The organism is Streptomyces sp. NPDC020983, assembly GCF_044333485.1.
Taxonomy (GTDB): Bacteria; Actinomycetota; Actinomycetes; order Streptomycetales; family Streptomycetaceae; genus Actinacidiphila.
This window is the reverse complement of the sequence record NZ_JBIRRA010000010.1, coordinates 231751-246368: the sequence shown is the minus strand read 5'-3', so window position 1 is coordinate 246368 and position 14618 is coordinate 231751. Positions and strand designations below refer to the sequence as shown.

Annotated in this window: 15 protein-coding genes and 1 pseudogene; 11 read left to right on the top strand and 5 right to left on the bottom strand. The window is 76.1% G+C overall.

Annotated features, from left to right (window positions below; genetic code table 11):
- Nucleotides 1-25 precede the first annotated feature (25 nt).
- Together ACH4SE_RS23785 and ACH4SE_RS23780 are read left to right on the top strand one after the other, a co-directional pair.
- Nucleotides 26-253, top strand: a complete 228-nt coding sequence (locus ACH4SE_RS23785; protein ID WP_398545455.1) for a hypothetical protein — start codon at nt 26-28, stop codon at nt 251-253.
- 82 nt (nt 254-335) lie between these two features.
- On the top strand, nt 336-1502 hold the full coding sequence (locus tag ACH4SE_RS23780) for a hypothetical protein (protein WP_398545454.1): 1167 nt from the start codon (nt 336-338) through the stop codon (nt 1500-1502).
- Nucleotides 1503-1800: 298 nt separating this feature from the next.
- On the opposite strand, the gene ACH4SE_RS23775 is transcribed toward ACH4SE_RS23780, so the two are convergent.
- Entirely contained in the window at nt 1801-2154 is a 354-nt protein-coding gene (locus ACH4SE_RS23775; protein ID WP_398545549.1) for a HesB/IscA family protein, read from the bottom strand.
- 293 nt (nt 2155-2447) lie between these two features.
- Between ACH4SE_RS23775 and nadA the strand changes: the two genes are divergently transcribed.
- Nucleotides 2448-3623, top strand: coding sequence for a quinolinate synthase NadA (nadA, locus tag ACH4SE_RS23770; RefSeq protein WP_398545453.1), 1176 nt, complete (start codon nt 2448-2450; stop codon nt 3621-3623).
- Between the two features lie 52 nt (nt 3624-3675).
- Complete coding sequence (locus ACH4SE_RS23765) at nt 3676-4548, top strand: GNAT family N-acetyltransferase (RefSeq protein WP_398545452.1); 873 nt, start codon at nt 3676-3678, stop codon at nt 4546-4548.
- Nucleotides 4549-4770: 222 nt separating this feature from the next.
- Here ACH4SE_RS23765 and ACH4SE_RS23760 read toward each other — a convergent pair.
- The 3 genes and pseudogenes from ACH4SE_RS23760 to ACH4SE_RS23750 form a co-directional block, all read right to left on the bottom strand.
- Nucleotides 4771-5727 (bottom strand): annotated as a pseudogene (locus ACH4SE_RS23760) (sensor histidine kinase); the annotation flags it as partial.
- Nucleotides 5728-5752: 25 nt separating this feature from the next.
- Nucleotides 5753-6031 (bottom strand): hypothetical protein, encoded by a 279-nt coding sequence (locus tag ACH4SE_RS23755; RefSeq protein ID WP_398545451.1) that lies wholly within the window; start codon nt 6029-6031, stop codon nt 5753-5755.
- A 211-nt stretch (nt 6032-6242) separates the two neighbouring features.
- Nucleotides 6243-7037 carry a PspA/IM30 family protein gene (locus ACH4SE_RS23750; RefSeq protein ID WP_398545450.1) on the bottom strand — a complete coding sequence of 265 codons (795 nt, stop codon included), beginning with the start codon at nt 7035-7037 and terminating at the stop codon, nt 6243-6245.
- 244 nt (nt 7038-7281) lie between these two features.
- Between ACH4SE_RS23750 and ACH4SE_RS23745 the strand changes: the two genes are divergently transcribed.
- The 3 genes from ACH4SE_RS23745 (at nt 7282) to ACH4SE_RS23735 (ending at nt 9915) form a co-directional block, all read left to right on the top strand.
- Entirely contained in the window at nt 7282-7818 is a 537-nt protein-coding gene (locus tag ACH4SE_RS23745; protein ID WP_398545449.1) for a DUF3043 domain-containing protein, read from the top strand.
- Between the two features lie 62 nt (nt 7819-7880).
- Nucleotides 7881-8657 (top strand): class I SAM-dependent methyltransferase, encoded by a 777-nt coding sequence (locus ACH4SE_RS23740; RefSeq protein ID WP_398545548.1) that lies wholly within the window; start codon nt 7881-7883, stop codon nt 8655-8657.
- Between the two features lie 175 nt (nt 8658-8832).
- Complete coding sequence (locus ACH4SE_RS23735) at nt 8833-9915, top strand: S1C family serine protease (protein WP_398545448.1); 1083 nt, start codon at nt 8833-8835, stop codon at nt 9913-9915.
- Between the two features lie 15 nt (nt 9916-9930).
- On the opposite strand, the gene ACH4SE_RS23730 is transcribed toward ACH4SE_RS23735, so the two are convergent.
- On the bottom strand, nt 9931-10137 hold the full coding sequence (locus ACH4SE_RS23730) for a hypothetical protein (RefSeq protein ID WP_398545447.1): 207 nt from the start codon (nt 10135-10137) through the stop codon (nt 9931-9933).
- Nucleotides 10138-10267: 130 nt separating this feature from the next.
- On the opposite strand from ACH4SE_RS23730, the gene ACH4SE_RS23725 reads away from it, so the two are divergent.
- The 4 genes from ACH4SE_RS23725 (at nt 10268) to ACH4SE_RS23710 (ending at nt 14463) form a co-directional block, all read left to right on the top strand.
- Nucleotides 10268-11473: a bifunctional adenosylcobinamide kinase/adenosylcobinamide-phosphate guanylyltransferase gene (locus tag ACH4SE_RS23725; RefSeq protein WP_398545446.1), complete on the top strand. Its 1206-nt coding sequence runs from the start codon at nt 10268-10270 to the stop codon at nt 11471-11473.
- Between the two features lie 369 nt (nt 11474-11842).
- Complete coding sequence (cobT, locus tag ACH4SE_RS23720; RefSeq protein WP_398545445.1) at nt 11843-12925, top strand: nicotinate-nucleotide--dimethylbenzimidazole phosphoribosyltransferase; 1083 nt, start codon at nt 11843-11845, stop codon at nt 12923-12925.
- Between the two features lie 60 nt (nt 12926-12985).
- Complete coding sequence (locus tag ACH4SE_RS23715) at nt 12986-13675, top strand: hypothetical protein (RefSeq protein WP_398545444.1); 690 nt, start codon at nt 12986-12988, stop codon at nt 13673-13675.
- A complete protein-coding gene (locus tag ACH4SE_RS23710) occupies nt 13672-14463 on the top strand; it encodes an adenosylcobinamide-GDP ribazoletransferase (protein WP_398545443.1) in 792 nt (263 codons plus the stop codon). Before ACH4SE_RS23715 ends, ACH4SE_RS23710 begins: the two co-directional genes overlap by 4 nt.
- Nucleotides 14464-14618 lie beyond the last annotated feature (155 nt).

Genomic DNA, 14618 nt, shown 5'->3' with positions numbered 1-14618 from the left:
GCCGGGGCGTGCCAGTGTCGGAGGTATGAGCGCTACGCCACACCGCACGGCCACCACGTCCCCGATCGCCCCCGCCCCGCTCGCCGGGCCCGATTCGATGGAGGAGCTGATCGGCGACTGCCGGAAGATGGCCGCGCACTGGCACACCGCCCCCGCCGCCGTCCCGGCCGAGCGGGCCGCGGGGCCGCGCGGCATCACCGTCCCGGACGCGACCGCCCACGTGGTGGCGGGCATGGCGGACTACGGGGACTGAACCGCCCCCCGCCGCGGAACCGCCGCACGGTCCGCCGCGTCCCATCGGCACCTGACGGTGACGGAGCCGAGGAGGGCGCGCGATGAGCGGCGAGCACGAACACGCGGAGGTGGCCGGCCGGGCGGCCGGCCGGGCGGCCGGCCGCGGGGACGGCATGCGGCGGCTGGTGATCGGCGCGGCCGTGGCAGCGGTGCTGGCTGCCGGTGCGGGCGCGGCCCGCCTGGCGGTGAGCGCGGTCGGCGGCGGCCCCGTCCACCCGGTCGCGCCGGTCGAGCACACGCCCTACGCGCGTTCGGACCCCGGCGTCACGTTCCCCGCGCCCGCACTGCCCGCCCGCTCCGGCCCCTACCGGCTGACGGGCACGCTGCCCGACGACGTCCCGGGCCCGACGCCCCTCTACCGCCCCGCGGCGGCCGGCCCCGACCGCGCGGCGGTCGTCCGGCTCGCCACCGCGCTCGGCCTGACCGGGCCCGCCGTCGAGGACCACGGCTCCTGGTGGGTCGGCGCGCGGGACGGTACGGGCCCGGCGCTGATGGTCGCCGCGGACGCGCCGGGCACCTGGTCCTACGCCCGCAACGGGCAGAGCCTCCCCGGGCCCGGCACGATCGCGCCGCCGGCGAAGCCGAAGGTGCCGCCGCCCGCGAGGGACGGCAGCGGCAGCTACCGCGCCACGCCCGTGGCCCCCGGCACGGTGATCATCCCCTCGGACCGCCACGAGCCGGTCGGTGAGCGGCAGGCGAAGGCGGCGGCCGCACCCGTCCTCGACGCGCTCGGCCTGTCCGGGGCGGAGGTCGATGCGTCGCGCACCGCCGGGGCGTCCCGGACGGTGACCGCGGACCCGGTCGTCGGCGGCCTGCCCACGAGCGGCTGGGAGACCGGCTTCAGCGTCGCGATGGACGGGCACCTCGTCAGCGCGCACGGGCACCTCGCGCGGCTCGTCGCGGGCGGCCCGCAGCAGGTGACCGGCGCGCGGCGGGCGTTCGACGAGCTGCCGGAACCCCAGGCCGTGCATCCCGGCGGCTCGGCGTGCCGCAGCGAGCCGGTCACGGACGCGGGCGCCGCGGGGACCGCCTGCCCCGCCACGCCGGGGGCGCCGGGCGTGCCGGTGGACGTCAGCGGGGCCCGTTTCGGGCTCTCCCCGCAGTTCCTCCCCGGCGGGGGCCAGGCCCTCGTCCCGTCGTGGCTCTTCACCGCCACGGCTGAGGGCTCGCACACCCCGTACGTGATCGCCCGGCCCGCGCTGGGCTAGCGGTTCCCCGCGGGGGGTGGGCAGGGACGCGGGGGGGGCTTGCGCCTCCCCCGCGGGGTGAGCGTGTGCGGTGGCGCGGGGGTGCGGTTGCTTCGCGGCCGGCGCCGCGGGGGCGTGATGGGGCCGCCGGGCAACAGGCAGGGGCGCGGGGAACTCCGCGAGCAGCCACCCGCCGGCCGGTGGCCCGGCTCCGCCGGACCGCCCTTTCGGGCCGGTGACGACGTGACAGCACGTCGTGGCTGGTCGCGCGGTTCCCCGCGCCCCTGGAAAAGCTCACCCGGCGCGGAGCGCCATGGGCTCAGCTGAAGGAGTCGCCGCAGGCGCAGGAGCCCGTGGCGTTCGGGTTGTCGATGGTGAAGCCCTGCTTCTCGATCGTGTCGACGAAGTCGATCGACGCCCCGCCGAGGTACGGCGCGCTCATGCGGTCGGTGACGACCTTGACGCCGCCGAAGTCCTTGACCACGTCGCCGTCGAGCGAGCGCTCGTCGAAGAAGAGCTGGTAGCGCAGGCCGGAGCAGCCGCCGGGCTGGACGGCGACCCGCAGCGCGAGGTCCTCACGGCCCTCCTGCTCCAGCAGGCTCTTGACCTTGGCGGCCGCGGCGTCGGACAGGATGATGCCGTCCGTGGTGGTGGTCTCGTCCTGAACCGTCATCTGCTTCACTCCCGGGTTGTACGGACTACTGGCTTACCGACTGCTAACCGGCGCCCTTCCGGATTCATTCCGGCGCCCGCGGCGGGGCCGCGGGGGTGTTCGTCCCCCCATGCTCGCACAGAGCGCCACCGGAGCGGCAGCACCGCTGCCCGCGGTGACGGGCGGAGGCGCGTGCCGGTCGAATGCGTCACACTGACGCGTCCGGGCATCGTCAATGTGACGCGAACGGGCTATGATAGATAGCGTCAAGTAGACGAAAAGGTCTGCGCTGTCGAAGAAAGGGCGTCGAGCCCGTGACCACCACCACCGAAACCCTGGACGTACAGCCCACGCCGCTCGCGCTGCTGCTCCTCGGCCGCGAGTCCGACCCACGCAGCGAGCGCGGCGTGGAGTGCCCGGGCGACCTTCCGGCTCCGTCCGACCCGGATCTGGTGGAGCGCGCCCGCGCCGCGAAGGCCCGCCTCGGCGACAGGGTCTTCGTCCTGGGGCACCACTACCAGCGGGACGAGGTCATCGAGTTCGCGGACGTCACCGGCGACTCGTTCAAGCTCGCCCGGGACGCGGCCGCGCGGCCCGAGGCGGAGTACATCGTCTTCTGCGGCGTCCACTTCATGGCGGAGTCGGCCGACATCCTGACCTCCGACCGCCAGCAGGTGATCCTGCCGGACCTGGCCGCGGGCTGCTCGATGGCCGACATGGCCACCGCCGAGCAGGTCGCCGAGTGCTGGGACGTGCTGGCCGACGCCGGGGTGGACGGCGTGACCGTGCCCGTCTCGTACATGAACTCCTCGGCCGACATCAAGGCCTTCACCGGGCGGCACGGCGGCACCATCTGCACCTCCTCCAACGCCCGGCGGGCCCTGGAGTGGGCCTTCGCGCAGGGTGAGAAGGTGCTCTTCCTGCCCGACCAGCACCTGGGCCGCAACACCGCCGTACGGGACATGGGCCTGTCGCTCGACGACTGCGTCGTCTACAACCCGCACAAGCCGAACGGCGGGCTGACCACCGAGCAGCTGCGCGCCGCGAAGATGATCCTGTGGCGCGGCCACTGCTCCGTGCACGGCCGCTTCTCGCTGGAGTCGGTCGAGGACGTCCGCGCCCGCATCCCCGGCGTCAACGTGCTGGTGCACCCCGAGTGCCGGCACGAGGTCGTCGCGGCCGCCGACCACGTGGGCTCCACCGAGCACATCATCGCCATGCTGGACGCCGCCCCCGCGGGCTCGGCGTGGGCGATCGGCACCGAGCTGAACCTCGTCCGCAGGCTGGCCAAGGCGCACCCGGACAAGCAGATCGTCTTCCTGGACAGGACGGTGTGCTTCTGCTCGACCATGAACCGCATCGACCTGCCCCACCTGGTGTGGGCGCTGGAGTCGCTGGCCGACGGCAAGCCGGTCAACCGCATCCAGGTCGACGCCGAGACCGAGCACTACGCCAAGCTCGCCCTGGAGCAGATGCTCGCGCTGCCGTAAAGGGAGCCTCGGCCCCCTGGAGCGGGCGGCGGAGCGGCGCGATGATGGGGCGGTGATCCTTCGACCGGTACGCGACGACGACGCGGACGCCGAACTCGTACGGGAGATCACCGCCGCGGCCTCCGCCGCCCCGCACGCCCTCCCGGCCGCGTCGGCCGTGCCTCCCCGCCCGGCCGACGAGCGCGAGCGCGACCGCACCCGGCACCTGGCCCGTACCGACCCGGGCGGCTGCTGGATCGCCGAGGACGAGACGGCCGGCCCGGTCGGTGCGGTGCTCTCCTCCCGCCGGGAGGGCACCTGGGGGCTGTCGCTGCTGGTGGTGACGCCGGGCGCGCAGGGCAAGGGCGTCGGCAAGGCCCTGATGGCGCGGGCCCTGGTGCACGGCCGGGCGTGCCTGCGCGGTGTCGTCTGCGGCTCCCGCAGCCCCGTCGCGGCCCGTACGTACCGCAGGGCGGGCTTCACGCTGCACCCGGCGATGCGGCTGAGCGGCGTGGTGGACCCCTCCCGGCTGCCGCCGCCGGACGGCGCGGTCCACGAGGGCACGGAGCGGCACCGCGACCTCATGGACTCCGTCGACCGCCGTACCCGCGGCGGCGCCCGCGGCCCCGACCACGAGCAGCTCCTGCGCCACTTCCGGCTCCTCGTCGTCGACGACCTCGCGGGCAGCGGCTACTGCTACGCCGACGACCGCGGCGTCCAGGCCCTCGCCGCGACCTCCCGCCGCCTCGCGACCCGCCTGCTGACCGCCGCGCTCCTCACGATGCCCGAGGGCCACCCCGTCCGCGTCACCGAGCTCACCGCCGAGCAGGAATGGGCCGTCGACGTCGGCCTCGCCGCGGGCCTGGAGGTCACCACCGCCGGCTACCTCTGCCTGCGCGGCATGCGCCCGCCGAACCCGTTCATCCCCTCACGCCTCTTCGCGTGAGCCGCGGGCCCGTTCTGCGCTTCGGGGTGCCACGTGCGGTGCGGTGCGCGATCTTCCCGCCGCAGGCCCCCGCGCCCCGGAAAAACGCTCACCTGCGCGGTAGGAGCGCGCTCACGCCGCGCGGGGCGGCGACGAGGGGCGCGGGTAACCGCGCGCGCAACCACCCACCGGCGGACGGTCCCGTCGCACCAGGCACCCCCGTGGGCAACCCCGCGACCGGGGCTACGCCCCCTCCGCGGGAGCCCCGACGCACGTCCGCCGCGCCAGGGGCAACCGCACCCACACCCGGAAGCCCCCGCCGGGCCGCGCGCCCGCCCGGCACACGCCCCCGAGCGCGCTGGCCCGCTCGTACATGCCCAGCAGCCCGTGCCCGCCCGCGTCGGCGGGCGGCGCCGCGGACCGTTCCCGCGCGGGCGCCTGCGCGGCAGCCGTCTGCGGGCACCTGCCGTCGTCGTCCACGACGACCTCCAGCGCGCCGGAGTCGCGGCGGATCCGGACCACCGCCCCGGCACCGGGCCCGGCGTGCTTGCGGACGTTGGTCAGGGACTCCTGGATGACCCGGTAGGCGGTGAGGTCGACGCTGACCGGCAGCGGCGGCCCGCACGTGTCCGCCGCGGGCTCCCCCGCCTGCGACGACAGGCACTCCACCGTGACCTGGAGGCCCTCGCGGCGGAAGCCGTCGAGGAGCTGGTCGAGCAGGCCGAGGCCGGGCGCGGGCTCCATGGGCACGTCGGGCTCGCCGCGCAGCCGGAGCAGTCCGACCGTGGCGCGCAGCTCGTCGAGCGCCGAGCGGCTCGCCTCGCGGACGTGCGCGAGCGCCTGCCGGGCCTGGTCGGGACGGCGGTCCATGACGTGCGCGGCGACCGAGGCCTGCACGTTGGCCAGCGCGATCTGGTGGGCCACCACGTCGTGCAGCTCACGGGCGATCCGCAGCCGCTCCTCCGCGACCCGGCGCCTGGCCTCCTCCTCGCGGGCGAGGGCGGCGCGGCGCTCCCGCTCGGCGGCGGAGGCGGCGTAGGCGCGGCGGCTGCGCAGGGCGTCGCCGAAGGCGGCGGCGGCACCGCCCCAGGCCACGAGGGCGACGATCCAGCCCTCGACGGCACCCAGCAGGGCGAGCAGCACGGACAGGGCGCAGCACAGCAGCAGCCCCGCCCACAGCGCCCGGCGCGGGAGCCGCGCGGGCGACCGCAGCGACCGGGAGGTCCTAGCCAGGGATCAGCCCGTCGTCGTGCAGCATCTCCCGGACCTCGTCGAGCGTGGCGTCCGGCGCGGGGAGGATGAGCTGCGAGGGCTCCAGCGCGTCGTCGGGAAGCGGTGCGCCGAGCCGGCGGACGGAGTCGAGCAGGGCGCCCAGCGTGCGCCGGAAGCCCTCCTCGTCGCCGGCCTCGACGGCGGCGAGCAGCTCGTCGTCCAGCGTGTTGAGCTCGGTGAGATCGGCATCCGCCAACCTCACCTGACCCTCCCCCATGATCCGCGCGATCATGACGGCCTCCTCGTTGCGGCTCCACTGCGGCTGATGGGCGGTACGACTGCGGGAGAAGTGCGGGAACAGCGGCGCGGCCCTGGCGGGCGTACGGGGACCGGGCGGGTCGAGAGGTACCGGAGCCTGCGGGCGTACGTACCCGGAAGGGGCCGGCCGCGCCGGTGCGGTGTCCGCCGCCGGGCGTACCCGGCGCTGCGGTCACCGCCCGCCGTCACTGCTTGTCGAACCTCGGGGTGTCCTGCGGCCGGCCCTGGGCGTCGCTGCCCTGCCGGCCGCCCTCGATCGCCTGCGGGGTGCCCGTGCCGCCGGCCAGCTCCGCCTTCATGCGCTGGAGCTCCAGCTCGACGTCGCTGCCGCCGGACAGCCGGTCCAGCTCGGCCTGGATGTCGTCCTTGGCCAGGCCCGACGGGTCGTCGAGGGCGCCGGAGGCGATCAGCTCGTCCAAGGCGCCGGCCCGGGCGCGCAGCTGCTCCGTCTTGTCCTCCGCGCGCTGGATCGCCATGCCGACGTCGCCCATCTCCTCGGAGATGCCCGAGAAGGCCTCGCCGATCTGGGTCTGCGCCTGCGCGGCGGTGTAGGTGGCCTTGATGGTCTCCTTCTTCGTGCGGAAGGCGTCCACCTTGGCCTGGAGGCGCTGGGAGGCGAGCGTGAGCTTCTCCTCCTCGCCCTGGAGCTGGGTGTGCTGCGTCTCCAGGTCGGTGACCTGCTGCTGGAGAGCAGCGCGCCGCGACAGCGCCTCGCGCGCCAGGTCCTCGCGGCCCAGCGCCAGCGCCTTGCGGCCCTGGTCCTCGTAGGTCGCCGACTTCTTCTGCAGTTCGGTGAGCTGCAGTTCCAGCCGCTTGCGGGAGGTGGCGACGTCCGCCACGCCCCGGCGCACCTTCTGCAGCAGCTCCAGCTGCTTCTGGTACGAGTAGTCAAGCGTCTCGCGCGGGTCCTCGGCCCTGTCCAGAGCCTTGTTGGCCTTCGCGCGGAAGATCAGTCCCATCCGCTTCATGACACCGCTCATGGGCCTCGCGCGCCCCCTTCTCCGGCAACTGCTCCAGCACCTCTACAGACCCCAGCCTACGGGCCCTGGTTCCATTACCGCACTGTTCGGGACCGGATGCGCTCCTCCCCAAGGACGATCACGGTTCGGTGTCCCCCGCCCCGAGGAGTAGGTGAAGGGCTGGGGTAGCGCGGCCGGACCACGTAACCTGGGAGATGTGTTCCGACGTCGTACCCCAGATGAGCAGGCCCAAGCAGTAGCCACCGTGCTTGAGGCCCAGATCCGCGACCCGCAGGCTCCCAAGGGTCGCCCCACGCCCAAGCGCAGCGAGGCCCAGAGCGGCCGCCGCAAGGCGCTCAACACGCCGAGCGACCGCAAGTCGCAGGTCCGCGCCGCCCGCGAGGCGCGCCGCCAGGACCTCGCGAAGCGCCGCGAGGCCCTCGCCAACGGTGACGAGCGCAACCTCCCGGCCGCTCACCAGGGACCCGTGCGCAAATTCACCCGCGACTACGTCGACTCGCGTTACCGCGTCGCGGAGTTCTTCCTGCCGATGGCGATCGTCATCCTCATCGGCAGCCTGCTGCCCGCTCTCCAGAGCCTCTCGCTCATCCTGTGGCTGCTGGTCATCGTGCTCATCGTGATCGACTCGGTGGTCACCGCGATCGCGCTGCGCCGCCGGCTCGCCGAGCGCTTCCCCGACCAGAACACCAAGCGGGCGGTCAGCTACGGCCTGATGCGTACGCTCCAGATGCGCCGGATGCGGCTGCCGAAGCCGCAGGTCGCGCGCGGCGCCAAGCTCTGAACGCCGGGCTGGACGCCGGGCCGCCCGGCGCCGCCGGCTTCCACGGCGGCTCCGGCACGTGGCTGGGCAGCCTCGGCGGGCTGCGGAACACCGTCCGCCAGGAGCTCGTCTCCCGGCAGCTCGACGAACAGCTCGCCCTGCACTTCCCGCCGCCCGCCGGCGCGCACGCCGCGCGCCGGCGGCTGCGCGTCCTCGACGTCGGCCCCGGGCAGGGCACCCAGGCGATACGCCTGGCCCGCGCCGGGCACCTCGTCACCGGCCTCGAACCCGACCCGGCGATGATCGGCGTGCTGCGCTCCGCCGTCACGGCCGAGCCCGCCGACGTGCAGGCGCGCATCGTCGTCCTCCAGGGCGACGGCCGCGAGACCGGCCGGCACTTCGGGCCGGCGTGCTTCGACGTCGTCCTGTGCCACGGCGTGCTCATGTACGTGGCCGACCCGGAGCCGCTGCTCGCCGCGCTCGCCCGGGTCCTCGCCCCCGGCGGGCTGCTGTCGCTGCTCGTCCGCAACGGCGACGCGCTGGCCATGCGGCCGGGGCTGCTCGGCGACTTCCCCTCCGCGCTGCACGCGTTCACCTCCGAGGGGTACGTCAACCGGCTCGGGCTCACCACCCGGGCGGACCGGCTCGCGCCGCTCAGCTCGACGCTCACCGGCATCAACGTGCCGCTGCACACCTGGTACGGCGTGCGGGTCTTCACCGACACCGCCCCCGACCACGCGACGGCGCCTTCCGCGCCGGGTGCGCTCGCCGCCCTCCTCGACGCCGAGGAGACCGCGGGGCGGACCGACCCCTACCGCGCGGTCGCCGCGCTCCTGCACGTCTGCGGAATCCGGGCGTAGCCCGCCCCGCCCGCACACCGGGCCGATCCCCCTCCCCCGGTGGGGCCCGCGCCCCGCGCTGCCCGGCGCGGTGGGCCGCGCGGTCTTCCGCGGGCGGCGGCCCGGGGCGTGCCCCCGGGACACGGATGGACGCTGCGGGCGGGTGCGCGCGCAGCGGAAGGGCGAGGCTCTTCCCATGAGCGCATTCCGGAGCCCCCGCGTCCTGGCCGGCGCAGCCTGCGCCCTGCTCGTCGGAACGGTGACGGCCTGCTCGGGCGGCGGCGGGGCCGAGGACACGGCGAGCGCGGCCCCCGGCGCGACGGCCGCGGCGGTCGCGGCCTCCGGAGGCGGCGGCGAGCTCCAGTCGGCCTACGAGAGCACCGTCAAGGAGGTGCTGCCCTCGGTCGTGCAGATCACCACCGACGAGGAGCTGGGCTCCGGCGTGGTCTACGACGACAAGGGCGACATCGTCACGAACGCCCACGTCATCGGCAACGCCACCGACTTCCGGGTGTCGCTCGCCACGGGCGGCAGCCCCCTCGCCGCGAAGCTCGTCTCGTCCTTCCCGGCGAACGACCTCGCCGTCATCCGGCTGGACTCGCCCCCGAAGGGGCTCAGGCCCGCACGGTTCGGCGACTCGTCGAAGGTCGCGGTGGGCCAGATCGTGCTGGCGATGGGCAATCCGCTGGGCCTGTCCAGCAGCGTCACGCAGGGCATCGTGTCGGCGACGGACCGTACGGTGAGCGAGAGCGGGTCCGGCGGCGGGACGGGCGCGACGATCCCCGCCATGGTGCAGACGTCCGCGGCGATCAACCCCGGCAACAGCGGCGGCGCGCTGGTCAACCTGGACAACCAGGTCATCGGCATCCCGACGCTCGCCGCGACGGACCCGCAGCTCGGCAGCGGGGCGGCACCCGGCATCGGCTTCGCGATCCCGGCGTCGGCGGTCAAGCGGATCGCCGACCAGATCATCAAGAACGGCAAGGTGACCGACTCCGGCCGGGCGGCGCTCGGCGTGACGGTCCGCGGGGTCATCGGCCCGGACCAGCAGCCCGCCGGTGTGGCGGTCGTGTCCGTCACGAAGGACGGGGCGGCCGCGAAGGCGGGGCTGGAGGCCGGGGACGTCATCACCGGGCTGGGCAGCACGCGGATCACGACCGTCCAGTCGCTGACCGCGGCCCTCGCCGGACTCGAGCCGGGCCAGAAGGTGAAGGTCACCTACGACCGGGACGGTTCGACGAAGACCGCGGAGGCCACGCTGTCGTCGCTGGACCAGTAGGGCCCGCCGCCCGGTTCAGGCCTCGGCGCGCAGGCTCATCGGGCCGTAGATCTTCGTGTCACCGTCGCTGAGGACGACCTGCTCCGCCCCGCCCTCCAGCAGTTCCTTCCAGTACAGGCCGAGCCAGGACTCGGCGTCCCCCTGTGTGGTGAACTCCTCGGGCTGCACCGCGGGCTCCACCGCGGTGCCGTCGGCCGTCTCGAACCGCCACGTCCACGCCATGTAGGTCTCCTCGTACGTCTGCTGACGGGGCCTGCCCCGGCAGCGTAGCCGCACTACGGGCGGGTGTGGGCGGTCGCCACATGGCGGACCCCGCGCGCCCGGGCCGGCCGGACGCGAGACGATCGTGTCCGTGGAAGCGACTCTGCTCGGCACCGGGGGGCCCGCGGGCCTGCCCGTCCCCGACTGCCCCTGCGCGGCGTGCGCACTCGCGACGGGAGACGGCGGCCGCGCGCCCAGCGCCGTACTCGTCGACGACGTGGTGCTGCTCGACCTCACCCCCGGGGCGGCGCTGGCCGCCGCGCGGGCCGGGCACAGCCTCGCCGGGCTGCGGCTCGTGCTGCTCTCCCACCCGCACGACGGGCCCGCCGTGGAGATCCCGGCGGGCCTGCCCGCACCCGCCCGCGTGCCCGACGGGCAGCGGCTCACCCTCATCACCGGCCACAAGGTGCGGGCGCTGGCCATGGACGCGCCCGGCACCGGCTACGGCGTCGAGTCGCCCGCGGGTCTGCGGCTGCTCTACCTGCCGCCCGGCTGCGCGCCCGCGGGCCTCGCGGAGGGCCCGGGCGAACCGCCGTACGACCTCGTGCTGCTCGACGCGGTCGGGCGGCCGGACGCGCTCGCCCGGCTGCGGGCGGCCGGCGCGGTCACCGGCACGACCGACGTCGTCGCCCTGCACATCGGCCACGACGCGCCCCCGCAGCCGGAACTCGGCCGCCGGCTCGCCGCGTACGGGGCGCGGGCCGTCCCCGACGGGACGACGCTCGTCGCAGGCGACTACCACGAGGTGCCGGACGTGCCGCGCCGCACCCTCGTCACCGGCGGCGCCCGCTCCGGCAAGTCCGCCGAGGCGGAACGGCGCCTCGGCGCCTTCCCGGAGGTCGTGTACGTCGCGACGGGCGGCACCCGCGAGGGCGACGCGGAGTGGGCCGACCGCGTCGCCCGCCACCGCGAACGCCGCCCCGCGGGCTGGCGCACCCTGGAGACCCGCGACCTCGTCCCCCTCCTCGCCGACGCCGGCGGCCCGCCGCTCCTCATCGACTGCCTGGCGCTGTGGCTCACGCACGTCCTCGACGAGGAGGGCGCCTGGGACGACGCCACCTGGCGCGGGGGCGCCGCGCGCCGCGTCCGCACGCGGGTCGACGAGCTCGTCACCGCATGGCGCGCGACCCGTCGCACCGCCGTGGCGGTCACCAACGAGGTGGGCGCGGGCGTCGTCCCCGCCACGTCCTCGGGCCGACGCTTCCGCGACGAGCTCGGTCTGCTGAACGCGGCGGTCGCCGCGGAGTCCGAACACGTCCTCCTGACCGTCTCGGGCCTCCCCCTCCCCCTCCGCTGACCCCGCCCGGCCGGTCACGGCCGCGCCGCCGGGACGGCCCAGGGAGCGCGGGGAACGGCGCGACCAACCCACCACCGACCGCCCGCCCGGAAACGACCGCAACCCCTCCGGCGCCGCCGACCACGCGGCTGCCCCTCCGCTGACCCCTGCCGGGGACGGCACCACTGGGCCGGGGGACGGCCCAGGGAGCGCGGGAAACGGCGCGACCAACCCACCACCGACCGTCCGCCCGGAAACGACCGCAACCCCTCCGGCGCCGCCGGGCAGACGGCTGCCCCCGCCCCGGGGGGGAACCGGCGGCGTGGCCGCATCCGCTCCCCGCGCAGGGGGAAGGTCCTTCCGCCGGACGGGGGCGGTAACGTTCGGCGGGTGAGTGGGATTGAACTCGACGACTTCGGCTCCCTCGTGGAGCGACCCGACGCGCGGGCCCGGCGCGACTCCCAGGAGCGGTGGGGCTCGCTCGTGCGGCCCGCGACCGGGCTCGGGAAGGCCGCGGAGATCGCGGACTGGCTGACCGCCGTGCAGGGAGTGGTCCCGGCGCGGCCGATCAGCTCGCCCCGAGTGCTGCTCTTCGCCGCGGACCACGGCGTGGCCGCGCTCGACGTGTCCGCGCGGCCCGCGGGGACGGCGAGCACGCTGGTGCGGGGGGTGCTCGACGGTACGGCCCCGGTGAGCGTGGTCGCGCGGCAGTTGGGCGGTGTGCCCGTCGAGGTCGTCGACATGGCGCTGGACTGCGATCCGGCGGAGCTGCCCGCCGAGGTGACGGCGCATCGGGTGCGGCGCGGCTCGGGCCGTATCGACGTCGAGGACGCCCTCACCCGCGAGGAGGCCGAGGAGGCCTTCCGGCGCGGTATGGCCATCGCCGACCGGCACGCGGACAGCGGCACCGACCTCGTCCTGCTGGGCGATCTGAGCGTCGGCGGCACGACGGTGGCCGGCGTGCTGATCGCCGCGCTGTGCGGCACGGACGCCTCCGTGGTGACCGGCCGCGGCTCGGGCGTCGACGACCTGGGGTGGATGCGCAAGTGCGCCGCGATCCGTGACGCGCTGCGCCGGGCCCGCCCTGTGCTGGGCGACCAGATCGCGCTGCTGGCGGCCGTCGGCGGCGCCGACTACGCCGCGATGACGGGCTTCCTGCTCCAGGCGGCGGTCCGCAAGATGCCCGTGGTCCTCGACGGGGTCGTCGGCGCGGCCTGCGCGCTGGTGGGCCAGCGGGTCGCCTTCCGGGCCCCCGACTGGTGGCTGGCGTCGCACGCGACGGGCGAGCCGGGCCAGGCGAAGGCGCTCGACCGGGTGTCGCTCGACCCGCTGTTCGACCACGGCCTCCATGTGGGCGGCGGCGTCGGCGCCCTCCTCGCCCTGCCCCTGGTGCAGTCCGCCGCGGCGCTCTCCGCCGAGCTTCCCGCGGAGGAGGCTCCCGCGGAGCCGGTGGAGGAGGACGCGACGGCGTAGACGCGCCGCACTCCCCGCGTAATGCCATAAATAGGACATTACGCCTTATGCTCCCCAGTCATGGGACGTGCGCTGCCGGCGGACCCGCGCCCCCGCGGCCCGGTCGCGGAGGCGCGGCGGCTCCTCCCCGCCGTGTGGGCGCGGGTGCGCGCGGGCGGCCTGCGCGGCCTGCCGGTCACGCTCGCCGCCTGCGCCGGCGTCCTCGCCCTCCAGCTCCTCCAGCACCGCCCCGCCACGACCGCCCTGGTGGAGCACCTCGGCGGGGTCTACGCGAGCCTGCCGTGGTGGCAGGCGCTGCTGCGCACGCCGGTGTCGCTCCTCCTTCCGGACCCGGAGCTGCCGGTGTGGGGCCTGGTCCTCCAGGTCGTCGTGGTCTTCGGCGCCGCCGAGGCGACGGTCGGCCCGCGCCGTACGCTCGCGGTCGCGCTGCTGGCCACGCTCGCCGGCACCGGCTTCGCCCGCTGCTGCCTGTGGGCGGGCCCGCCCTGGCCGCTCGCCCTGCCGCACGCCGAGCTGCTGGTGCGCGACACGGGGCCGTCCGCGGCGGTCGTCGCGCTCGGGGTGTACGTCGCGCTGCGCCACCGCGCGTGGTGGACGGCGGGTGCGATCGTCGCCGCGATGGTGCTGGAGGCCGTGTCCGTCCCGAATCTCGCCGGGTACGAGCACCTGGCCGGCATCGTCCTGGTGCTGCTGCTCGCCGCGGCCCGGGCGGCGGGGCGGGGAGGCGGGGCGGATACCCTCGCGCGGTGACCGACGACTCCCGCCCCACCGCCGCGGACGCCCTGCGGTTCGCCTTCGGCACCCTCACCGTGCTGCCCGTGCGGGTGCGCCGGTGGGACCGGCGCGCGGCCCGCGGCGGCATGCTGGCCGCGCCGCTCGCGGGCGCCGTCGTGGGACTCGCCGCCGCGGGCTGCGGCGGCCTGCTGTGGGCGCTCAGCGCGGGTCCGCCGCTCGCGGCGGTGGGCGCGGTGGCCGCCCCCGCCGTCCTCACCCGCGGGCTGCACCTCGACGGGCTCGCCGACACCGCGGACGGCCTCGGCTCCGGCAAGCCGGCACCGGACGCGCTGCGCGTCATGAAGCAGTCCGACGTCGGGCCCTTCGGTGTCGTCGTGCTCGTCCTCGTCCTGCTCGCCCAGGCCGCCGCGGTCGCCGGGTGCTACGGGCACGGGTGGGTCTACGGGTGCGCCGCCGCCGTGACCGCCGCCGTCACCGCGCGCACGGCCCTGACGCTCGCGTGCCGCGCCGGTGTCCCGGCGGCCCGCCCGGAGGGCCTCGGGGCGGCCGTCGCCGGTACGGTCCCGGTGCCCGCGGCCCTCGCCGTCCCCGTGGCCTGCACGGCCCTCGCCGCCGCGGCGTACATCCCCTTCGGCGGCCTCACCCCCCTGCGCGCCGCCCTCGCCGTCGCCCTCGCCCTCCTCACCGCCGAGGCCCTCCTGCGCCGTTGCGTGCGCCGCTTCGGCGGCGTGACCGGCGACGTCTTCGGCGCCCTCGCCGAATCCGCGGCGACGGCGGCCCTCCTCCCCCTCGCCCTGCGCTGAGCCCGTCCCCGCGGAGGGCGGTGCCCGTCGGGGGCGCGGGCCGTCACCGTGCCGCAGGGGCGGCCGCCGCCGTCCCGGGAGCACCGGCCGGCGAGCGGAGCGGGAGGGGGCGTCCCGGGCGGGGCCGCGGGGAGGATCGCCCGCGCGGTGGCCCC